This window comes from Streptomyces nidicola, from assembly GCF_050106155.1.
GTDB lineage: Bacteria > Actinomycetota > Actinomycetes > Streptomycetales > Streptomycetaceae > Streptomyces.
Genome location: NZ_JBNBPI010000001.1, coordinates 4,997,468 through 5,019,444, shown reverse-complemented (window position 1 = coordinate 5,019,444; position 21,977 = coordinate 4,997,468). Strand labels below are relative to the sequence as shown.

The window sequence follows — 21,977 nt, the reverse complement described above, 5'->3', positions numbered from 1 at the left end:
TCAGGCTCCCTGGGTGAAGCGGATGGCCGAACCGTCGGTCACGACCGACTGGTCGAAGGAGTACTGGAGGGCGTCGGTGCCGGCCTGGTTCTGGATGCCGACGGTGGCGCTCGCGCCCTTGTCCGCGACCGTCTTGTACTGGAGGGTCACGGCGCCGGATGCCTCGTCGAGGACGACCTCGAAGGTGGCGCGGCCCGAAGTGCCGTTCGCGTAGGCGGCGTTGTTCCACACGACGGCGAACTTGCGCGCGCCCTTCGTGCCGGTGGTCGCCGTCTGCACGGACGACTTCTTGTCGAGGACGAGGTCGTCCCAGAGCGGCGCGACGAACCCGTTGGGGTTGTACAGGGTGGGCAGCGCGGTGTTCGCGTAGTCGCCGACGCGCGGTGCCAGGAAGTTCAGCATGCCGTTCGTGGTGACCGAGGTGGTCGAGTACGAGACGCCGTAGTGCTTGACCGGGAACGGCAGCGAGATCGTCTTCGCGTCCTCGTCGCCGGTCAGGGCGACCTTCTGCGAACCCGCGATCCACGAGTACGTGGCCGGGGCGCAGCTGTTGCCTGTGGCGTCGGTGCGGGCCGGGACCCGGACGTTCTTGGTGAGGTCGGCGGCGACGGTGAGCGCGCCGCTGTAGACCCCGTTGCACAGGACCGGCGCGGCGGGCTCCACGCTCAGCGAGTAGGCGCCCTCGGCGACCTCGGGCAGCGTGTACACGCCCTTGGCGTCGGTGGTGACGGGCGGCACCGGGGAGCCGGCGACCTCGACGGTCGCGCCCGCCAGGGCCTTGCCGGAGACGTCGAGAACCGTGCCGGTGACCTTGTGCGAGACGGCCCCGGTCAGGGCCACGTCCTGGGTGAGGCTCTTGCCCTCGCCGATCTCCACGCCGGTGGTCCTGGACTCGACGTAGCCGTAGCCGCTGACCGTGAAGTCGTACGTGCCCGGGACGAGCGAGATGCGGTAGCCGCCGTCGGTGTCGCTGGTGATCGTGCGGGTGCCGGTGGCGCCTGTGGCCTTGACGGTGATGCCGGTCAGCGCCTTGCCGGTCGCCTTGTCGGTGATCTTTCCGGTGACGGTGCCCGCGGTGTGCGGGCCCTTGTCGATGGAGGCGAGGATGTCGAGCTTGCCGTCGCCCCACACGTTGTTCATCGCGGCGGTGCCACCGCAGTGGGTGTCGTCGACGTCACGCGCCCCCTCGTCGAGGAGCGCGCGGGTCTCGTCGATCTTGCCGATGAGCGAGGGGGCCGCCGACCACAGCAGGGCGACGGAGCCCGCGACGTGCGGAGTCGCCATCGACGTACCGCTGATGGTGTTGTACGCCGAACCCGGCCACGCGGACCGGACGTCGACGCCGGGCGCCGAGATGTTCGGCTTGGCCGAGCCGTCGATCCGCGAGGGGCCGAACCCGGAGAACTTGGCGATCTTGCCGGCCGAGTCATAGGCGCCGACGCCGTAGGACGAGACCTGCGCGCCGGGCGGGTCGGTCGTCGAACAGGCCGTGCCGTTGCCCGCGTTGCCGGCCGCGAACGCCTCGAAGATGCCCGCGGCGTCCCAGGCGGCGAGGATGTCCTCGTAGAAGGGGTCGGTGCCGCCCGTGTCGCCCCAGGAGTTGTTGACGATGTTCGGGGCGAGGTCCGGGCGCGGGTTCTGCCCGTTGCGGTCGGTCGGCGCGAGGATCCACTGGCCGGCCGCGAGGAGTTCGTCGTTGTAGCAGGCGTCGGAGGTCGCGCAGCCCTTGGCGGCGATCCACTTGGCCTTCGGCGCGACACCGATGCCGTTCCTGCCCGCCATCGTGCCCATGACGTGGGTGCCGTGACCGGAGTTGTCGCACGGGGTGCTGCTGGTGGCGCACGTACCCGTGGCGTCGTAGAAGTTGTAGTCGTTCGTGAACGTGCCGTCGCCGTTGTTGCCCCGGTAGTTGTCCACGAGGTCCGGGTGGTCGAACTGCGCGCCCGAGTCGACGCTGGCGACGACGATGCCCTCGCCGCGGTCGTCGTACTGGTCCCAGACCTGGTCGGCCTTGACGTCGGCGACGCCCCACTCGGGGGCCCCGTCGCCTTCGGCGGACGCGCCGGACGCCGCCGGCGCGGTGCGCGCCTCTGCGACCTTGGCGTCGGACGTCTCGATGTCGTCGAGCTTGAACTTCCGTACCTTGACCAGCTGCTCGACGTCGTCGCGCTTCGCCAGCTCCGCGACGAGGTCCTGGTCGCCGGTGACGCGGACGGCGTTGGCTATCCAGAAGTCCTTGTGGCCCACCTTCTCCTTGTCGAGGAAGGAGTTCAGGGAGCGCTGCGAGTCCTTCGCGTGGGCGCGCAGCTCGTTGTAGGCGGTCTTCGCCTTGGCGGCGTGCGTGCGCTGCTTCTTGGCGCCGGTCAGGTCGGCCCGGTCCTTCAGGACGACGAAGAACGCGGCCTCGTCCCCGTGCGCCACGGCCTTCTCCAGCGCGGAGTCGACCTTGGCGGGGCGGGGAGCGGCGGCCGAGTCGGCGACGGCGGGCAACGGACTGCTGAACAGGGCGGCGGTCGCGGTCAGCGAGGCCGCCGCCCACACGGCGCGTCTGCGCCGGGGCGGTCGGGGCAGGTGCATCGGGTGCGCTCCTCCGGGACAGATGACGGGGAGGATGCACGCTAGGAAGGGGCCGTTACTGCGCCATTACTGCCGCCTGCGGCTCCCGGCACGGCACGGTGCGGAGCAGGGTAGGGCGCACGGCGAACGCCCTGGTCACACCCCCACCCCCCGCGCCCGCAGCCACGGCAGTGGGTCGATGGCCGAGCCGAACTGCGGCGTGATCCGGACCTCGAAGTGCAGATGCGGGCCGCTGACGTTGCCGGTCGCGCCGGAGAGGCCGAGGACCTCGCCCGCGTCGAGGTGGTCGCCCGTAGAGACACCGATCCGGGACAGGTGCGCGTACTGCGTGTAGTAGCCGTCGGCGTGCCGCAGGACCACCTGGTTCCCGAAGCCGTCGCCGCACCCGACGTATTCGACGGTCCCCGCGCCGACCGCGCGCACCGGCGTCCCGGTGGGCACGGCGAAGTCCTGGCCGGTGTGCGTGTGCGCCCACAGGTGGCCGCCCGAGCCGAAGCCCGCCGACAGCGTCGCGTGGCTCACCGGCTTCACCCAGGTCCGCCCCTTGCCGGCCCGCTCGTGCCCGCCCACGTCGCCGCGCGCGCAGTTCCCGCCGCCCGTCGGCATCGGCCCGGCCGCGAGGACCCGCGCACGGGCCCGCCGCACCTCCGCCTCGGCCTTCGCCAGTTTCGCCTCGATGTCGTCGCGGGCGGCCGACCGGCGCTTCTCCTGCGCCTTGAGCCCCTTCACCAGGCGCGCGGACTCGGCGCGCCGGTCGGCGACCCGGTCCCGGGACTCGGTGACGCGGTCGGTGAGCTGCCGGGCGGCGCGATCGCCGCGGCTCGCGCGGACGGTGGCGTCGAGGGCCCGCTGCGGGGAGGAGGAGGTGAGCAGCGGCAGCATCGTGCCGAGGCCCGAGGCGCCCTGGTACTCGCTGCGCGCCTGGCGGCCGAGGGTTGCCCTGAGCGCGTCGAGCCGGCGCTGCTCCGCGGCCTGCCGCCGGGCGACGTCGGCGAGCCGGCGCTCGCCCTCGCGCACGGCGTCCCGTGCCTTCTCGTGCGCCGCGACGGCGTTCGACGCCTCCCGCATCAGCCGGTCGGCGCGGGCCGAGAGCCGTCCGATGCCGGGGCCGTCGTCCGCGGACGCCGGGCCGGTGCCGGAGGCGAGGAGCGCGGCGATCGCCGCGGCCACGCATGCGGCCGCCGCCGTACGCCTCGTTGCGTTCCGTCGTACACATCGCATCGACCGAATGTCGCAAAAAAGACAAGCCGGACGGCTGGACGTCGCCGTGTCGCGCGTCCGGAGTCCATCGGACGCACTACACGCGACGGTGTTACCCGCAGACACCCCGAGAGGGGCGCCCGGAGATACCTGAACGGCCGTGGGCCGGTCCTGATGGACCGGCCCACGGCCGTTTCCTGTGCGGGTGCCCGATCGGGCGTCAGGTCCTCCTGCGGCTCCGGCGGGCGGCTGCCAGGACCAGGGCGCCGAGCCCGAGGGCCAGCGCGGCGGCCGCGGCCAGGAGGACGGTCACGTCGTCGAAGCCGGTGTCCGGCAGATGGCCGCCGCCGGGCTCACCGGGCTTGCCGGGCGGGTTGTCGGCCGGGGTGTCGGGGCCGTCCGGGTTCCCGGGAGTCGGGGGCTCCGGGCTCGGGTCGGGGCCCGGCGGCGGGACCTCGGCCGTCGTGGTGCAGTCCGCCGCGCACGTGGAGCCGGGCGGGCCCGTGACCGCGTTGGTCAGCGTCCGGTCGCCCCTGACCGGGTCGTCGACGGTGACCGAGTACGTGACGGTCACCTTCTCCCCGGCCGGAACGGTCCCGGACCAGCTCAGCCTCGGCTCGTCGTAGGAGACGTCACCGGCACTGGCCTCGGCGTCGCCGTTGTACGCGGCGTCGTCCAGCACCTCGGTGAGGTCGTCGGTGAACGCGGCGCCCATGTACTCGGCGCCGCCGCTGCCGGCGACGGTCACCGTGTAGGTGACGGTGTCCCCCGGCTCCGGCGCGCTGGTCGAGGCGGACTTGGTGAGCTCCAGGTGGGCCGGCTCGACGCGGACCATGTGGTCCTCGACCTCGCCGGGCCCGCCGAAGCCGGTCGCCGTGACGGCGTGCGTGGCGGCGCGGGTGCCGGCCCTCTTGGCGGCGGACAGCTCCTCGTCCCCGAAGAGCCGCAGCCGGGCGAAGCTCTCGCCGGGCCGCATGTCCTGCAACCCGTGCCAGGTGAGCGTGGCCTCGGTGGCACCGTCCGGAACGTCGGCGGTGACCATCTCGCCGCGGTCGAAGGCGCCGTTCTCGTCGGCGTCGATCCAGCCCGCCAGCGTGGCGTCCCTGCCGGTGGTGTTGGTGACCGGGATCCGCGCCGTGTGGCTCCCCTGGTGCTGATGGAGCGTCACGGCCGCCATGCCGTCGTCGTCGCTGTCGTCACCGGCCCTGCTGTGCGGCTCACCGTCCCGCTCGGGCGCGACGGACCGGCCGATGCGCAGCCCGTCCACCATCTCGTGGAACGCGCCGCCGCTGGCGCGCCGCGTCTTGTACGTGTCGGGGGCGTCACCGAAGTCGTAATCGGGCGCCGGGAGCACCGTCGTACAGTCCGGATCGGTTTCGCCCTCCGGGCAGTTGGAGTCGGGCGGGCCGACGACGCCGTTCACGAACCTGCCGTTGCCCGCGTCGGTGACGGTGAACGTGTAGGTCACGGTCGCCGTCTCGCCCTCGGCCAGATCACCGGTCCAGGTCAGCTCCGGCGCGGCGTAGGAGACGCGCCCGGAGTCGGCGGCCGCGTCACCGTTGTACGTCGCGTCGTCGAGGACCTTGGTGAGGTCGTCGGTGAACGTGGCGCCGGGGTAGCCGGCGTGGCCGTCGTTCGTCACGACGACCTTGTAGCTGAGGGTGTCCCCTTCCTTGGGGTTCCTCGGCGCGGCCGTCTTCTTGATCTTCAGAGAGCGGAGGCCGACGTCCGTGCCGCAGTCCGGGTCGTCCGACCCTGCCTGGCAGTTGCTGCCCGGGTCCTGCGAGACCACGGTGTTGGTCAGCTTCTTGTCGCCGCCGGGCGGGGTGGCGACGGTGACGGAGTACGTGATGCGCGCCGTCGCCCCGGCCGCGACATCGCCCTTCCAGGCCAGCTCGGGCGACTTGTAGGAGACGGTGCCTGAGGTGGCGTCCGCGTCCTCGTTGTACGTCGCGTCGTCGAGGACCCCGGTGAGGTCGTCCGCGATCCTCGCGTCCTTGTAGGCGGCCTTGCCGGTGTTGGTGACGGTGACCGTGTAGGTCACCTTGTCGCCGGCCTTGGCCTCGGCCTTGTCCGAGGTCTTCTCGATGTGGAGCGTTCCGACCGGGGTCTCGGTCGTGCAGCCGTCGGGGCAGTCGGAGCCGGGCGGTCCCGTCACGACGTTGCCGAGCACCTTGTCGCCGGTGTCCGGCGCGTCGACGGTGACCGAGTACTTGATTTTCACCGTCGCCCCGGCCGCGACATCGCCCTTCCAGGACAGCTTCGGCGCCTCGTAGGAGACGGAACCGGAGGTCGCGGCCGCATCCTTGTTGTACTTCGCGTCGTCGAGGACGTCGGTGAGGTCGTCCGTGACGGTCGCGTCCTTGTACGCCTTCTTGCCCTGGTTGGTGACGGTCACGGTGTACGTGACCTTGTCGCCGGGCTTGGCGGCCGCCTTGTCGGAGGACTTGGCGATGTCGAGCCGGGGGACGGTGACCTCCGTCGTGCAGCCGTCCTCGGCGCCGGTGACGCAGTTGGACGCGCTCGATCCCTTGACGACGTTCTTCGCGACGCCGTCCCCGGTGGCCGGGTCCTTCATCGTCACCGAGTACGTGAGCGTGGCCTTCTGCCCCGCGTCGAGCGTCGGTGACCAGGTGAGACGCGGGGACGTGTAGGCGGGGGCGCCGGCGGTGCCCCGCGCGTCGCCGTTGTACGTCGCGTCGTCGAGCACGCCCGTCAGGTCGTCGGTGACGGGCGTATCCATCCGTGTCGGCCCCGTGTTCTCCACGACCACCTTGTACGTGACCTTGTCGCCCGGCTGCGCCTCGGCGCCGGAGGCCGGGGACGAGGTCTTGGTGATCCTGTAGCCGGGGTCCGAGAAACGCACGGTGGCGCACTCGGTGGGCGGCCGCATCCCCGACAGGTCGCCGACGTTCTCCGGGCAGTTCTTGTACTCACCCGGTGCCGCGGTCACGTCCACGCTGAGCGTGCAGGACTCCTGCCCCTCGGCGAGGTCGCCCTTCAGCCCCACGGATCCGCCGCCCGCCGTCGCGCTGACCGAGCCGTTGGCGCAGGTCGTCCTGGTGTTCCCGGGACCGGCGACGGTCAGGCCCGCGGGCAGGTCGTCCGAGAAGGACCAGCCCTTCTTCGTCCGCAGGTCCGAGGTGTTCGTGACGGTGAACGTCAGCGTCGACGTGCCGCCCGCGGCGGCGTGGACCGGCGAGAACGCCTTCTCCACCCGCGGGGTGACGTCCATGACCTCGATGTCGTCGAACGCCGCGTCGTTGCCCGCGTTGCTGCCGTTGCCGTTCACCATCCGCACACCGAGCGCGTCGCCGTCGAACAGCACGGGGGCGTCGCTGGTCGTGTGCACCGCCTTCGCGCTCCTGCCGCCGACCGTGATGGTCCGCGCGTCGCGGTCGGTGCACGGGTTGACCGGCTTCGCCGACGCGGGGATCGCCGTCGCCCCGTCCATCAGGAAGAACTTCAACTGGGGCCCGGAGACATGGCAGTTGAAGGCCGCCGAGGAGGCCGCGAACGTGTAGAAGCGGCCGGGCGTGACGGAGACGGGCCGCTCGGTCTCGAACTGCACCGAGTTCGCCGCGGGGGCGGTGACGGTGAAGGCCGCGACCGCGTGGTTGGCGTCGGGGTCCGCCGAACCGTTCAACTGCCCCAGCGCGCCCGCCAGATCGCGGGTCGAGTTCCACCACGTGCCGCAGTCGGCGGTGCCGGGCGCGTAGCCGGCCGAGTCGGCCTTGTTCAGCACCCACCCGTTGCAGCCCTTGAGCCAGCCCGGGTGCGCCGTGTACGTCATGTTCCGCGGCGGGGCGCCGGTGTAGCCGTCCAGGAGGGTCGGATCACCGGTCAGGTACTCGAAGTCCTCCTTGTAGACCACGGTCGGATCGGCCGGCGCCGCGGCCCTCTCCGTCCGCCCGGCCGCCGGTGCCTGCGCGGCGCCCGCCGCCACCGCGGGCAGCGGCGCCGCCACCATCGCGAGCGCGGCGCCGAGCACCACCCCCGCCGCGGACGCGCGCCGTGGCACCCACCATCGCCGCAACCACTGCCTCGGGCCGCCCATCACTCCGCCTCCGTCACGGAAAGTAACCAGGAATGACAGAAAGTTCACACGCCGCTTATGTGACGAACGGCACATGGTCGGCTAGCGGCCCGATTCCACCCGTGCGGCCCAAGAAAGATCGAACAGGCATCCGCCCCGAACCCGTGTACCCTTGACGTGCAAGCGAAGGGGAGTAGCCCCGCGAACCGGTCGTCGACACACTGGAACCCCCGGGTTCCCGGTGGCCGGGCCCACATCGCGCAGATGAGGGCGGGCGAGACCTTCGACCAGGCAGAACACTGCACACGTACGCATCCCGCTACGTGTGTCCGCTGCCGGGTCGAGTGGTCCTCCCTACGCAGCGGGGCGGGGTTCACATCGGCCCGGCCCGCACAGAAAGCGTCCCCATGGACCTCGATCCCCTGGCGATCGTCACCGCCTTCGGGCTGATCTTCCTCGCCGAACTCCCGGACAAGACCATGTTCGCCTCACTGGCCATGGGCACCCGGATGAAGCCGCTCTACGTGTGGTTCGGCACGTCGGCCGCCTTCCTCGTGCACGTCGCGATCGCGGTCGGCGCGGGCTCGCTGCTCGGCCTCCTCCCCGGCTGGATCGTGAAGGTCGTCTCCGGCCTGATGTTCCTGTTCGGCGCGTTCATGCTCCTCAAGGGCGGCGACGACGAGGACGACGAGGACTCGGCGGGCCCGAAGACCGTCACCGGTTTCTGGCCGGTCTTCGGCACGGCGTTCATGGCCGTGTTCATCAGCGAGTGGGGCGACCTCACGCAGATCACCACCGCCAACCTGGCAGCCACGAACGGCACTTGGTCGACCGCCATCGGCTCGTGGGCGGCCCTGATGTCGGTGTCCGCGCTGGCCCTGGTCGCCGGGCGCTTCATCGCCAAGCGGGTGCCGCTGAAGACCGTTCAGCGGGTGGGCGGCTTCTGCATGCTGGCGCTGGCGATCTGGTCGTTCGTCGAGGTGTTCACCGGCTGACGCACCGGCCGCGCACCCCGGCACACGCCGGCACACCCCTTGTGGATACACGAACGTATCGAATACGTTCGCGTATCCAACCGGGGAGGCGAGGATGCCCGTCACCAAGCGGCGTGCGCGGACGCGGCAGCGGCTGCTCGACGCCGCGCTCGACGTGTTCGCCGAGGAGGGCTTCGGGCGCTCCACGGTCGAACAGGTCTGTGAGCGCGCGGGTTTCACCCGCGGCGCTTTCTACTCGAATTTCTCCTCCCTCGACGAGCTGTTTCTCGCCTTGTGGGAGGAGCGGTCCGCGCGGATGCTCGATGATGTGCGGACCGCCCTCGCCGGTGTCGACCCGGACGATCCCGAGGCCGCCGTGCGGGCGGCGATCGACGCCACCCCGGTCGACGACGCCTGGTTCCGGATCACCGCCGAGTTCACCGCGCACGCGCTGCGCAATCCGGGCCTGCGCCGCGTGATGGCCGCCCGCGAGGAGGCCATCCGCGACGCGATCCTGCCGGTGTTCGTGACCGCGCTCGGCCGGCTCGGGCGGCGGGTCACGGACGAACGGGCCCTGGGCGACGCCCTGGTGGCCGTGCACGACGGGACCGCCGTGCAGGTCCTGCTGCAGCCGGACGACGCGGCCGTACGGGCCCGTCGCGAGGCTCTCTTCATGAACGTACTGGACGCCTACAGCACACCGTTGGAGAGCGCATGAGTGACACCACTGCCGATGTCATCGTCGTGGGAGCCGGCCTCGCCGGGCTCGTGGCGACGTACGAACTCACTCGCGCGGGCAAGCGAGTCGTGCTGGTCGACCAGGAGAACGAGGCGAACCTGGGCGGCCAGGCGTACTGGTCGCTCGGCGGTCTCTTCATGGTCGACAGCCCCGAGCAGCGGCGGATGGGGATCAAGGACTCCTACGAGCTGGCCCTCGCCGACTGGCTCGGCTCCGCCGGATTCGACCGCGAGGACGAGGACCACTGGCCGCGCAAGTGGGCCGAGGCGTACGTACGGTTCGCGGCCGAGGAGAAGCGGGACTATCTGCAGGGGCTCGGGCTGAAGGTCACCCCGAACGTGGGGTGGGCCGAGCGCGGCTCCGGGACCGCGACCGGGCACGGGAACTCCGTGCCGCGCTTCCACATCACGTGGGGGACGGGCCCCGAGGTCGTGCGGGTCTTCCGTGAGCCGGTGCTCGCGGCCGCCGAGCGCGGGCTCGTCGACTTCAAGTACCGGCACCAGGTCGACGAGTTGATCGTGGAGGACGGCGCCGCCGTGGGCGTGCGCGGCTCGCTGCTCGAACCCTCCGCCGCGGCGCGCGGCGTCGCCTCGTCCCGCGAGACCGTCGGCGACTTCGAACTGCGCGCCAAGGCCGTGATCGTGACCTCGGGCGGCATCGGCGCGAACCACGAACTGGTCAGGAAGAACTGGCCCGTTGAGCGCATGGGGACCCCGCCCGAGTCCATGGTGACCGGCGTCCCCGCGTACGTCGACGGGCGCATGCTGGAGATCACCGAGAACGCCGGCGCCTCCCTCGTGAACCGCGACCGCATGTGGCACTACACCGAGGGCCTGAAGAACTGGGACCCGATCTGGCCGGGCCACGGCATCCGGATCATCCCGGGCCCGTCCTCGATGTGGCTGGACGCCGAGGGCAAGCGGCTGCCCGCGCCGCTCTTCCCCGGCCACGACACCCTCGCCACGCTCAAGCACATCACCGGGACCGGGCACGACCACACGTGGTTCATCCTGACCCGCGCCATCGTGGAGAAGGAGTTCGCGCTCTCCGGGTCCGAGCAGAACCCCGACATCACCGGCAAGGACCTGAAGCTGGTCCTGCAACGCGTGAAGAAGGGCGCGCCCGGACCGATCCAGGCGTTCCTCGACCGTGGCGAGGACTTCGTCGTGCGGCGGAACCTGAAGGACCTCGTCGCCGGCATGAACAAGCTGACACCCGAAACGCCCGTCTCGTACGAGCAGGTGGAGCGCGAGATCGTCGCGCGCGACCGGGAGGTCGACAACGGGTACTCCAAGGACCTCCAGATGATGGCGATCCGCAACGCCCGCTCGTACCTCTTCGACCGCCTCACCCGCGTCGCCAAGCCGCACCGGCTCCTCGACCCGGCGCAGGGCCCGCTGATCGCCGTCCGCCTGCACGTCCTCACGCGCAAGACGCTCGGCGGCCTGGAGACCAACCTCGACTCGCAGGTCGTGCGGCCCGACAAGTCCGTCTTCGAAGGCCTCTACGCGGCCGGGGAGGTCGCCGGGTTCGGCGGTGGCGGTGTCCACGGGTACAACGCGCTCGAGGGCACCTTCCTCGGCGGCTGCATCTTCTCCGGTCGCGCCGCCGGGCGCGCGCTCGCGCGGAGCCTCGCATGAGTACGCGGGGCACGGCCCTCGTGACAGGGGCCTCTTCGGGCATCGGGGCGGCGGTCGCGGCGGCGCTCCTGCGGCGCGGCTACAAGGTGTACGGGACCAGCCGGGACCCCCGGAAGGTCGCCTCCCCGGTGCCGGGCGTGGAGTACCTGCCGCTCGACCTCTCCGACGAGGAGTCCATCGAGACCCTCGCGCGGTCGGTCGGCGAGGTCGACGTGCTCGTCAACAACGCCGGGGAATCGCAGAGCGGCCCGTTCGAGGAGCTGCCGATGGACGCGGTGCGGCGGCTCTTCCAGCTCAACGTGTTCGGGGCGGTGCGGCTCAGCCAGCTGCTGCTTCCGGGGATGCGGGAGCGGCGGCGCGGCCGGGTGGTGATGGTCGGCTCGATGCTGGCCAGCTTCCCGCTCGCGTACCGGTCCTCGTACGTCGCGTCGAAGGCCGCGATCAAGGGCTTCGCGCACGCGGCGCGGCGCGAGTACGCGCCGTACGGCGTCGGCATCACGACGGTCGAGCCGGGCTCCATCGCGACGGGCATCAGCGAGCGCAGGACGCAGTACGTGGGGAAGGACTCGCCGTTCCGCGCCGCCTACGACACGATGCTCGCCGCCCTCAACTCCAATGAGGCGCACGGGATCTCGGCCGAGAAGGTCGCCGCGAAGGTCGTCTCGGCGATCGAGGCGGGGCGGCCGAGGCCGCTGTACGCGGTGGGCAGCAACGCGCCCCTCGTGTTCGCGCTGCGCCGGGCGCTGCCCCGCTCGGCGACGGAACGGATGGTGGCCAGGAGGCACGGGCTGAAGTAGCGGCGGGAGCTGAAGCGGAGGTTTCGGCGGTCGCGGGCGCCTTGGACGCGGCCGGCGGAACCGCTCCCACGGATGTGCGTGAGGACTGTTCCTGGGCGGGGCACTCGGGCGTACATTCGGTTCACCGTCGCAGCACGCACGGTCGCCCGGATGAATTGCGTCGGTGCTCTTCATCCGTCGCTCGCGCGCTGCCGGAGGCGGAAAGCAGGCGCAAGCCAGCGGGAGCACCTGCGAAGGCCGGCCCGGCCACTCCCCTCGGAACGCACATTCCGGTCGGGTCGGCTTCTCATGCGCTCACCCGGCGTCGCGGACTCGGGGCGCTGCCCCGGACCCCGCTGCCCGATCGCCGCAGGGGCTTATTTTGGGGGGCATGACTGACAGCAACGCCACGCCCGCCACCGAGTCCATGCCCGACTGGGAGAAGCGGTTCCGGGCGCCGCGCGTCTCCCTGCCCGACTGGGCCGAGGACGCGCCCGACCGCTCCCTGTTCGTGTCGAACGCGACGGGCACGTACGAGCTGTACGCGTGGGACCGGGCCACGGGTGAGCAGCGGCGCGCGACGGACCGGGCGAACGGGACGACGGACGGCGTGCTCACTCCCGACGGCGCGTGGATCTGGTGGTTCAACGACACGGACGGCGACGAGTTCGGGACCTGGCTGCGGCAGCCCTTCGGCGGCGGCGAGGACGTCGAGGCGGTGCCCGGCCTCGCGGCCTCCTACCCGGCGGGCCTCGCCCTCGGCCGCGACGGGCACACCGCCGTCATCGGCTGCTCCACGGACGACGACGGCACGACGATCCACGTCGTACGACCCGGTTCCAACTCCCCCGCCGAGATCTACCGGCACCGCGAGTCGGCGGGCGTCGGCGACCTGTCGTACGACGGGACGCTGATCGCGATCGAGCACACCGAGCACGGCGACGCGATGCACGGGGCGCTGCGCGTGCTCCGCCTCGACGGTTCGACGGTCGCCGAGCTCGACGACTCCAAGGGCGGCACCGAGGAGCTCGGCCTGGAGGTCCTCGGCTTCGCGCCCGTCGAAGGCGACACCCGGCTGCTCGTCGGGCATCAGCGGCGTGGCCGCTGGGAGCCGATGGTGTGGGACGTCGCCACCGGCGAGGAGACCGACCTGGCGCTCGACCTGCCCGGCGACGTGTCCGCGGAGTGGTACCCGGACGGCTCGGCGCTGCTCGTCGTGCACGAATTCGAGGCGCGCGGTGAGCTGTGGCGCTACGAGTTCGCGACGGGCGCGCTGACGAAGGTCGACACCCCGGTCGGCTCGGTCTCCGGCGCCACCGCGCGGCCCGACGGCAGCGTCGAGTACCTGTGGTCGTCGGCCGCCGAGCCGTCGGTCGTCCGCTCCACCACGGGCGAGGTCGTCCTCGACCCGCCCGGCATGAAGGCCCCGGCCTCCGTGCCCGTCGAGGACGTGTGGGTGGAGGGCCCCGGCGGCCGTATCCACGCCCTCGTACAGAAGCCGGCCGATGCTCCCGCCGGGCCGCTGCCCACCGTGTTCGAGATCCACGGCGGGCCGACCTGGCACGACTCCGACGCGTTCGCGGCGGGCCCGGCGGCCTGGATCGACCACGGGTACGCGGTGGTCCGGGTCAACTACCGGGGCTCGACCGGCTACGGCCGTGAGTGGACGGACGCGCTCAAGCACCGCGTCGGCCTGATCGAGCTGGAGGACATCGCCGCCGTGCGCGAGTGGGCCGTCTCCTCCGGACTCGCCGACCCCGCGCGGCTCGTCCTCGCGGGCGGATCCTGGGGCGGGTTCCTGACGCTGCTCGGCGTCGGCACGCAGCCGGACGCGTGGGCCGTGGGGCTCGCCGCGGTGCCGGTCGCGGACTACGTGACGGCGTACGAGGACGAGATGGAGGCGCTCAAGGCCCTGGACCGCACGCTGTTCGGCGGCTCCCCGGAGGAGGTCCCGGAGCGGTACGAGGTGTCCTCCCCGATCACGTACGTCGACGACGTGAAGGCGCCGGTCTACATCTCGGCGGGGGTCAACGACCCGCGGTGCCCGCTCCAGCAGATCCTCAACTACGTCGACCGGCTGAAGGCGCGCGGCGCGACCCACGAGGTGTACCGGTACGACGCGGGGCACGGTTCGCTCGTCGTCGAGGAGCGCATCAAGCAGGTCGCGCTCGAACTGGACTTCGCGAAGCGGCACTTGCCGAGCTGACCGGTGCCGCGGGGCGAGGGAGGGGCCGGTGCGCGGGTCTTTACTTCGGACCCCGTACCGTGGGGGTGTGTACCGGTTCCTCCTGACCCCGCGCTGGTGGGGGATCAACATCTTCGTCCTGCTCGCGATCCCCGTGTGCATCTTCATGGGCTCGTGGCAGCTCAGTCGTTTCGAGGACCGGGTGCAGGACCACAAGACCGCGTCCGAGCAGACGAAGGTGAACGAGACGGCGGCCCCCGAGCCGCTCGCCTCCGTGCTGCCCGTGGACCAGAAGACATCCGGGAAGCGGACCACCGCGACCGGTCACTACGGCAAGCAGCTCCTCGTGCCGAACCGGGACCTCGACGAGCGGAGCGGCTTCTACGTCGTGACGCTCCTCAAGGTCGAGGGAACCGGCAAGGCGCTGCCCGTCGTACGTGGCTGGATGCCCGGCAAGGCGTCCGCGGCGAAGGCGCCGGCCGCGCCCAAGGGGGAGGTCACGGTCGTCGGGGCGCTTCAGGCCTCGGAGTCCGCGACCTCGAACGGGGTGACGGCCTCGGGTGGGCTTCCCTCCGGGCAGGTCGGCGTGATCAGCGCGGCGTCGCTGGTGAACCTGGTTCCGTACGAGGTCTACGACGGGTGGGTCACGCTCGACAAGGCGGACTCCGGGATGACGGCGGTTCCGGCGACGGCGCCGGAGGGAAGCGGGCTCGACCTCAAGGCGTTCCAGAACCTCGGGTACACGGGTGAGTGGTTCGTGTTCGCGGGGTTCGTGGTGTTCATGTGGTTCCGGCTGGTACGCCGCGAGGCGGAGGCCCTTCGGGATGCGGAGCTGGGGATCACGGAGCCGGTGCCATCGGCGGAGACCGGGGCGTCGGTCTAGCGACCCCGCTCGTTTCCGCCCGACCGTCCTTACGCCACGGGGCTCCGCCCCGGACCCCGCGCCTCAAACGCCGGCGGGGCTGATATTGCCGAACCGGCGTTACGGACTCGGGGCTCCGCCCCGGACCCCGCGGGCTCTCGTCCAAGAGCGGGGCTGAAAATGCCCACCCGCCGCAGGGGCCTGATGTGCCCCGCCCACCTCCCACCGCCCGCCCCCTCCGGGGGCGTCGCCCCGCCCGGGGCAACTTGCCGCGCAGGCTTACGGGGAGCCGTCACAGCCTTGGGCAATCTGCCGCCTTGGGCGGCAGGGTGGGCAAGGCGGCACCCCGGTGCCGCGTGCCAGTCGACGGTGGCGTTGGCCGCGGGGCCGGCTACGACGCGGGGAGCAGGCCCGTGCGGTAGACCGTGCCCTCGCAGGCGTTCGAGATGGTGGTGGCGGCCACCGGGGCGCCCGGTTCCGCCGTGTGGGACACCGCGACGCTGCCTTCGTCGCCGCCGTCCGAGCCGAGCTGCGTCGTCGTCTGGGGGTCGGAGCTGGTCGTGGCGTCACCGGTGTCGGTGCCGTCCCCGGTCGGCGAGGGCGAGGGCGTCGGATCGCCGCCGCCACTGCCCCCGCCGCTGCCCCCCGTCGCGGAGCAGGACGCGGACGGCACCCACGCGAACCGCACCTCGTACGCCTTGCCCGGTTCGAGGATCACCTGGCTCGGCTCGGTCGACGGGTCGGGCAGCCCCGAGCCGTCGCCCGACGTGTGGTCGACGACGCTCACCTTGGCCGGATCGGCCGCGCCCTGCGCGACGGTGACCACGGACCCGGCGCTGTCCACCGTGCAGTTGGAGCCCGAGACGTTCGAGACGCGGAACGAGCCGTAGACCTTGCCGCCGCCGTCGGGCGCGCCGACGGTCGCCTGCGGATTGCCCAGCGCGCTCGCCTCACAGGTGGGCGAGGTGGCCGCCGCCGTGGAGCCGGGATCGGCCCCCGCGGTGGCGCCGCCCGTGGCCCTGCGCTCGCCGCCCTTCTTGTCCTTCTTGGCGCCCTTGCCCTTGTCCTTGGCGTGCGACGGCTTGCCCGATTCGCCCTGCCCCGCGCCGCCGGACGCCGTGCCCGAGGTCGCCCCGCCGTGCGTGGCATCGCTGCTGTTGCCCGCGATGGCCGGCCGCTCGCCGGTGGGGTCGGGGTTCGTCACGTGCAGCACCGCGGGCACCGCCATCGCCGCGAACACACCCACGGCGATCGCGCCCACGGCGGCCTGCCGCTTGCGCGCGCGGCGTGCGGGCACCGCACGGTGCAGCTCGTCGAGCGCCTGCTCCGACGGCTCGAGATCCGCGACGGCCTGCCGCATCATCCGCCGCACCGCGAGCTCGTCGTCACCGAGGCCGGGGCCGCCGGGTTCGGGAGCGTCAACAGGCTCACTCACTTCGTCGGCCGCCCGGCCCGGGCCGCCGTCGAGATGGTGGTTCATGCCGGCTCCTCCATGGCGACGCGCAGCGCCGCGATACCTCGCGATCCGTAGGCCTTGACCGAGCCGAGCGATATCCCGAGCGACTCGGCCACCTGCGCCTCCGTCATGTCGGCGAAGTATCGCAGGACGAGGACCTCCCGCTGACGTCGCTGCAGCCCGCGCAGCGCCTTCTTCAGGGCGTCCCGCTCCAGGAGGTCGTACGCGCCCTCCTCCGCGCTCGCCATGTCCGGCATCGGCTTGGTGAGCAGCTTCAGGCCGAGGATGCGGCGGCGCAGCGTGGACCGCGAGAGGTTCACGACGGTCTGGCGCAGATACGCGAGCGTCTTCTGCGGATCGCGCACGCGCTTGCGCGCGGAGTGCACGCGGATGAAGGCCTCCTGCACGACGTCCTCGCAGGAGGCGGTGTCGTCGAGGAGCAGCGCCGCGAGCCCCAACAGGGAGCGGTAGTGGGCGCGATAGGTCTCGGTGAGATGGTCGACGGAGGTACCGGCTTCCGTCATCGACTCGTCAGCACCCTGTGCCTGTGCCGGAATGCGCGCCGGTCCCGCCGCTGGCATGGGCGCGATCACCGGCATGCCACCGGCCGCGCGCACGCGACGGGTTCCAAGGGGTGCGAGAGTCGGACGAAGGGCTGCTGCGCCCGTCGCCCGTACCGCTGTGAAGTCCAGTACTTCTGCCACGCCTGTTGGACAAGCTTCCCCCCGTCAAGGTTGTACGCGTCAGGCGCCCCATTTGCGACAGGCCTCGTCATCCCCACCGATGACGGCACCTCGAATGCCGACATGCGCACCACTCTTCCCCTATGCCCCGTAGTCCGATGCCGGTCGGCTCCCCACCAGGGCGACCGCAAAGACGCTCCCCGCCCTGCGCACGGTTGCAGGACGGGGAGGGAAAACCCGCTTACACAAAACTCACACAGAATCTTATGAGCGGAACCACGCTTGGGAAGGGGCATCCCGCATCGCGGGCACCGAAAGAGCCGCAGCTCACATGGCGGAGAGCTCCGCCGCGACCAGTTCGGCGATCTGCGCGGTGTTCAAAGCTGCGCCTTTGCGCAAATTGTCCCCGCATACGAAGAGTTCGAGCCCGGCCGGATCGTCGAGCGAACGCCGTACGCGGCCCACCCACGTCGGATCGGTTCCCACCGCGTCGGCCGGCGTGGGGAATTCACCGGCGGCCGGATTGTCGAAGAGCACGACGCCCGGCGCGGTCGCGATGATCTCGCGCGCCCGGTCCACGGTGACCTCGTTCTCGAAGCGGGCGTGGACGGTGAGTGAGTGCGTGGTCACGACCGGCACCTGGACGCAGGTGACGGCGACCTTCAGGTCCGGCAGGCCGAGGATCTTGCGGGTCTCGCCGCGCACCTTCATCTCCTCCGAGGACCAGCCGTCCTCGCAGAGCGTGCCCGACCAGGGCACGACATTGAGCGCCACCGGCTCGGGGAAGGGGCCCGTCCGATCGCCGACGGCCCGCCGCAGGTCACCGGGGGTGGTCCCGAGTTCGGAGCCGGACACGAGGGAGAGCTGCGCCCGCAGCGTCTCGACCCCGGCGCGGCCCGCCCCGCTCACCGCCTGATAGCTGGACGCGACCAGCTCGCGCAGCCCGAACTCGGCGTGCAGCGCCCCGATCGCCACGATCATCGACAGCGTCGTGCAGTTGGGGTTGGCGATGATGCCGCGCGGCCGCACGCGCGCGGCGTGCGGATTCACCTCGGGTACGACGAGCGGCACATCCGGGTCCATCCGGAAGGCGGGCGAGTTGTCCACCACCACGACGCCCTTGGCGGCGGCGATGGGCGCCCACTGCGCGGACACCTCGGTCGGTACGTCGAACATCGCGACGTCGACCCCGTCGAAGACGGACTCCTCCAGAGCGACGACCTCGACCTCCTCGCCGCGCACGGTGAGCTTGCGCCCCGCCGAGCGCGAGGAGGCAACGAGCCGGATCTCGCCCCAGATGTCCGCGTGCTGCGAAAGGATCTGCAGCAGAACGGCGCCGACGCTCCCGGTCGCTCCCACGACCGCGAGCGTCGGACGCCGCACGGGTGCCTCGGCCATCAGCGGCCGGTGCCTCCGTAGACCACGGCCTCGTCGGAGTCCGAGTCGAGTCCGAAGGCGGAGTGCACGGCGCGCACCGCCTCGTTCACGTCATCGGCACGCGTGACGACCGAGATGCGGATCTCGGAGGTCGAGATCAGCTCGATGTTCACGCCCGCGTCGGTGAGCGCCTCGAAGAAGCCGGCCGTGACGCCCGGGTTCGTCTTCATGCCGGCGCCGACGAGGGAGATCTTGGCGATCTGGTCGTCGTAGCGCAGCGAGTCGAAGCCGACCGCGTCCTTCTGCTTCTCCAGGGCGTCGATGGCCTTGCGGCCCTCGGTCTTGGGAAGCGTGAAGGAGATGTCGGTCAGGCCCGTGGACGCGGCCGACACGTTCTGCACGATCATGTCGAGGTTGATCTGGGCGTCCGCGACGGCCCGGAAGAGCTTCGCGGCCTCGCCCGGCTTGTCCGGAACTCCGACGACGGTGATCTTCGCCTCGGAGGTGTCGTGCGCGACACCGGAGATGATGGCCTGCTCCACGCCCTTTTCCCCTTGCTGGTTCTTCTCGATCGGCTCGTTGCTGACCCACGTGCCCTTCAGCCCACTGAAGCTGGAGCGGACGTGGATCGGGATGTTGTACCGACGGGCGTACTCCACGCAGCGGTGGAGCAGCACCTTCGACCCGGAGCTCGCGAGCTCCAGCATGTCCTCGAAGGAGATCCAGTCGATCTTCCGCGCCTTCTTCACGACGCGCGGGTCGGCCGTGAACACGCCGTCGACGTCCGTGTAGATCTCGCAGACCTCGGCGTCGAGCGCGGCGGCGAGGGCGACAGCGGTGGTGTCGGATCCACCACGACCCAGGGTCGTGATGTTCTTGCCCTCCTGGCTGACGCCCTGGAACCCGGCGACGATGGCGATGTTGCCCTCGTCGATCGAGGTCCGGATGCGCCCCGGGGTGACGTCGATGATCCGTGCTTTGTTGTGGACCGAGTCGGTGATGACACCGGCCTGACTGCCCGTGAACGACTGGGCCTCGTGACCCAGGTTTTTGATCGCCATCGCCAGCAAGGCCATGGAGATCCGCTCTCCGGCGGTCAGCAGCATGTCGAATTCGCGCCCTGCAGGGATCGGAGATACCTGCCCGGCGAGATCGATCAACTCATCCGTCGTGTCACCCATCGCGGACACCACAACGACAACCTTGTTGCCGTTCTTCTTGGCGTCGACGATCCTCTTGGCGACCCGCTTGATGCCCTCGGCATCTGCAACGGAGGAGCCTCCGTACTTCTGCACGACAAGGCCCACGTGCGCTCCTCGCTCAGTCCGTCTGTCACCGCATGTACGTATGCGCACTGCGGTCGGCTCAGTTTAACGAGCGGCCGAAATCCGCCCCGGCTATATCACATCGTGAGATGTCCCGCCCACGACCTGATCACCCAGGTTTCCGTTTGCCGACGTCCGGCCGCTCGGACAGTCGCATGCCCGTGTCCTGCCGGGGTAACCGGGAACGTGGGGCGGGTCACATTCGTGTGGCGGTCGGCCGGGGTTGGCGTGCGCAGTTCCCCGCGCCCCCAATCACTTCACCGGGCGGAGGCCCAAGGGGCCGGCGATCTCTTCTGCCATGACCTGGCCGGCCTCTTCCTCCAGCGTGCCTTCCGCTGCTGACAGCTCCTCGTCGGTGTCGAGGCCGTCGAGGTCGTCGAGTGGCTGGTTCAGGCGCACGTGGGCGACGAGGGACTGCAGGGCGCGCAGCGTCGCGGAGGCGGTCGACCCCCAGTTGGAGAAGTACGAGAACTGCCACCACCACAGCGCCTCGGTGATCCGGCCCGCGCGGTAGTGCGCCATCCCGTGCCGCAGGTCGGAGACGACGTCCGCCAGATCGTCCGAGATCCGCGCGGCGACCGGCGCCTTGCGCGGCTCGTACGGGTCGAAGACCTCGGAGTACACGTCGACCGGGTCGAGCATCACGGCGAGCCGCTCGCGCAGGTCGTCCATGTCCGGCTCGGCGCCCAGGTCCGGCTCGTAGCGCTCGTCCGGGAGGATGTCCTCGTGCGCGCCCAACCGGCCGCCGGCGAGCAGCAGTTGGGAGACCTCTAGGAGCAGGAAGGGCACGGCCGAGTCCGGCTCGTCGCCCTTGGCGATCTCGGTCACGGCCACGATGAACGACTCGATCTGGTCCGAGATCTGGACGGCGAAGTCGTCGGGGTCCTGGGTGGTGGAGTGCAGCGTGACCGCGTCGGGCGTCGACGGCTGCGGAGCCTGCGACGACTTCTGCGGCGTCGGCGACTTCTGTGGCGTTGGCGTCTTAGACATCTAGGAGTCTTCTCCCCTCGAAGGCGCGGCCGAGGGTCACCTCGTCCGCGTACTCCAGGTCGCCCCCGACGGGGAGGCCGCTGGCCAGGCGGGTGACCTTGAGGCCCATGGGCTTGATCATGCGGGCGAGGTACGTCGCTGTGGCCTCGCCCTCGAGGTTCGGGTCGGTGGCGAGGATGAGCTCGGTCACCGTGCCGTCCGCGAGGCGGGCGAGAAGCTCCCTTATCCGCAGATCGTCGGGACCGACGCCCTCGATCGGGCTGATCGCGCCGCCGAGCACGTGGTACCGCCCGCGGAACTCACGGGTGCGCTCGATCGCGACGACGTCCTTGGGCTCCTCCACGACACAGATGACGGAACCGTCCCGCCGCTGGTCGCGGCAGATGTTGCACAGCTCCTCCTGCGCGACGTTGCCGCACGTCGCACAGAAGCGGACCTTCGCCTTGACCTCCATCAGGGCCTGCGCGAGCCGCCGTACGTCGGTGGGCTCCGCCTGCAGGATGTGGAAGGCGATCCGCTGCGCGCTCTTGGGACCGACGCCGGGCAGCCTGCCCAGCTCGTCGATGAGGTCCTGGACCACGCCTTCGTACACGGATTGCCTTCGCCTTCAGGTCGTCGTCTGTGGATGCTGCGTCTTGGTACGTACGGTAGTTGGCGGCGGGGTCAGAAGGGGAGACCCGGAATGCCGCTGCCGCCGCCGAGTCCCTGGGCGAGCGGGCCGAGCTTCTGCTGCTGGAGGTTCTGCGCGTTCTCGTTGGCCGCCGCGACCGCCGCGACCACCAGGTCGGCGAGGGTCTCGGTGTCCTCCGGGTCGACCGCCTTCGGGTCGATCACGAGACCCCGCAGCTCACCGCCGCCGGTCACCGTCGCCTTGACGAGACCGCCGCCCGCCTGGCCGTCGACCTCGGTCCGCGCCAGCTCTTCCTGAGCCTTCGCGAGGTCCTGCTGCATCTTCTGGGCCTGCTCGAGCAGCTGCTGCATATTGGGCTGGCCACCACCGGGGATCACGATCAGCTCCTGTTCCGGTCCGCTTCCGGTCCGTCCACGTCGTCGGGGCGGGGCGTATTTACGCGACGGATGTCCGCCGATGCCCCTGGATCCGAGCCTACGTGGTCGGGGGGCCGCCCGCCCCGGTGACCTGAAGCCTCCCGGGGCAT

The 21,977-nt window shown here is 71.1% G+C and carries 16 protein-coding genes; 6 read left to right on the top strand and 10 right to left on the bottom strand.

All coding sequences use genetic code 11. The features are described from left to right. The 3 genes from ACOKM3_RS22855 to ACOKM3_RS22845 form a co-directional block, all read right to left on the bottom strand. A complete protein-coding gene (locus tag ACOKM3_RS22855) occupies positions 1 to 2,577 on the bottom strand; it encodes a S8 family serine peptidase (RefSeq protein ID WP_426902907.1) in 2,577 nt (858 codons plus the stop codon). A gap of 135 nt (positions 2,578 to 2,712) precedes the next feature. Continuing rightward, on the bottom strand, positions 2,713 to 3,747 hold the full coding sequence (locus ACOKM3_RS22850) for a murein hydrolase activator EnvC family protein (protein ID WP_426902906.1): 1,035 nt from the start codon (positions 3,745 to 3,747) through the stop codon (positions 2,713 to 2,715). Between the two features lie 250 nt (positions 3,748 to 3,997). Beyond that, positions 3,998 to 7,834: a DUF7927 domain-containing protein gene (locus tag ACOKM3_RS22845; protein ID WP_426902905.1), complete on the bottom strand. Its 3,837-nt coding sequence runs from the start codon at positions 7,832 to 7,834 to the stop codon at positions 3,998 to 4,000. Positions 7,835 to 8,220: 386 nt separating this feature from the next. Here ACOKM3_RS22845 and ACOKM3_RS22840 point away from each other — a divergent pair, with 386 nt between their 5' ends. The 6 genes from ACOKM3_RS22840 to ACOKM3_RS22815 all read left to right on the top strand — a co-directional run bounded on the left by ACOKM3_RS22840 (position 8,221) and on the right by ACOKM3_RS22815 (position 15,010). Further along, positions 8,221 to 8,808, top strand: a complete 588-nt coding sequence (locus tag ACOKM3_RS22840) for a TMEM165/GDT1 family protein (RefSeq protein WP_422476238.1) — start codon at positions 8,221 to 8,223, stop codon at positions 8,806 to 8,808. 94 nt (positions 8,809 to 8,902) lie between these two features. Continuing rightward, complete coding sequence (locus ACOKM3_RS22835; RefSeq protein ID WP_426902904.1) at positions 8,903 to 9,505, top strand: TetR/AcrR family transcriptional regulator; 603 nt, start codon at positions 8,903 to 8,905, stop codon at positions 9,503 to 9,505. Then, the gene (locus ACOKM3_RS22830; protein ID WP_426902903.1) at positions 9,502 to 11,166 is read left to right on the top strand and encodes an FAD-binding dehydrogenase; all 1,665 of its coding nucleotides are present in this window, start codon (positions 9,502 to 9,504) and stop codon (positions 11,164 to 11,166) included. The genes ACOKM3_RS22835 and ACOKM3_RS22830 overlap by 4 nt, the downstream gene beginning before the upstream one ends. Next, positions 11,163 to 11,963 carry an SDR family oxidoreductase gene (locus ACOKM3_RS22825; RefSeq protein WP_426902902.1) on the top strand — a complete coding sequence of 267 codons (801 nt, stop codon included), beginning with the start codon at positions 11,163 to 11,165 and terminating at the stop codon, positions 11,961 to 11,963. Before ACOKM3_RS22830 ends, ACOKM3_RS22825 begins: the two co-directional genes overlap by 4 nt. A gap of 370 nt (positions 11,964 to 12,333) precedes the next feature. After that, a complete protein-coding gene (locus ACOKM3_RS22820; RefSeq protein WP_426902901.1) occupies positions 12,334 to 14,148 on the top strand; it encodes a S9 family peptidase in 1,815 nt (604 codons plus the stop codon). Positions 14,149 to 14,215: 67 nt separating this feature from the next. Next, the gene (locus ACOKM3_RS22815; RefSeq protein ID WP_426902900.1) at positions 14,216 to 15,010 is read left to right on the top strand and encodes an SURF1 family protein; all 795 of its coding nucleotides are present in this window, start codon (positions 14,216 to 14,218) and stop codon (positions 15,008 to 15,010) included. A 370-nt stretch (positions 15,011 to 15,380) separates the two neighbouring features. Here the strand turns inward: ACOKM3_RS22815 and ACOKM3_RS22810 are convergent, their stop codons facing one another. The 7 genes from ACOKM3_RS22810 to ACOKM3_RS22780 all read right to left on the bottom strand — a co-directional run bounded on the left by ACOKM3_RS22810 (position 15,381) and on the right by ACOKM3_RS22780 (position 21,828). Then, positions 15,381 to 16,469 (bottom strand): hypothetical protein, encoded by a 1,089-nt coding sequence (locus tag ACOKM3_RS22810; protein ID WP_426902899.1) that lies wholly within the window; start codon positions 16,467 to 16,469, stop codon positions 15,381 to 15,383. After that, positions 16,466 to 17,149, bottom strand: a complete 684-nt coding sequence (locus tag ACOKM3_RS22805) for a SigE family RNA polymerase sigma factor (RefSeq protein WP_371590805.1) — start codon at positions 17,147 to 17,149, stop codon at positions 16,466 to 16,468. Before ACOKM3_RS22805 ends, ACOKM3_RS22810 begins: the two co-directional genes overlap by 4 nt. Before the next feature lie 306 nt (positions 17,150 to 17,455). Next, positions 17,456 to 18,526, bottom strand: a complete 1,071-nt coding sequence (locus ACOKM3_RS22800; RefSeq protein ID WP_426902898.1) for an aspartate-semialdehyde dehydrogenase — start codon at positions 18,524 to 18,526, stop codon at positions 17,456 to 17,458. Then, entirely contained in the window at positions 18,526 to 19,812 is a 1,287-nt protein-coding gene (locus tag ACOKM3_RS22795) for an aspartate kinase (RefSeq protein ID WP_266711572.1), read from the bottom strand. The genes ACOKM3_RS22800 and ACOKM3_RS22795 overlap by 1 nt, the downstream gene beginning before the upstream one ends. A gap of 270 nt (positions 19,813 to 20,082) precedes the next feature. Further along, the gene (locus ACOKM3_RS22790; protein WP_426902897.1) at positions 20,083 to 20,820 is read right to left on the bottom strand and encodes a DUF5063 domain-containing protein; all 738 of its coding nucleotides are present in this window, start codon (positions 20,818 to 20,820) and stop codon (positions 20,083 to 20,085) included. After that, positions 20,813 to 21,412 carry a recombination mediator RecR gene (gene recR / locus ACOKM3_RS22785; protein ID WP_385763237.1) on the bottom strand — a complete coding sequence of 200 codons (600 nt, stop codon included), beginning with the start codon at positions 21,410 to 21,412 and terminating at the stop codon, positions 20,813 to 20,815. The genes ACOKM3_RS22790 and recR overlap by 8 nt, the downstream gene beginning before the upstream one ends. 71 nt (positions 21,413 to 21,483) lie before the next feature. Next, positions 21,484 to 21,828, bottom strand: coding sequence for a YbaB/EbfC family nucleoid-associated protein (locus ACOKM3_RS22780; RefSeq protein WP_426902896.1), 345 nt, complete (start codon positions 21,826 to 21,828; stop codon positions 21,484 to 21,486). Between the last annotated feature and the right edge of the window lie 149 nt (positions 21,829 to 21,977).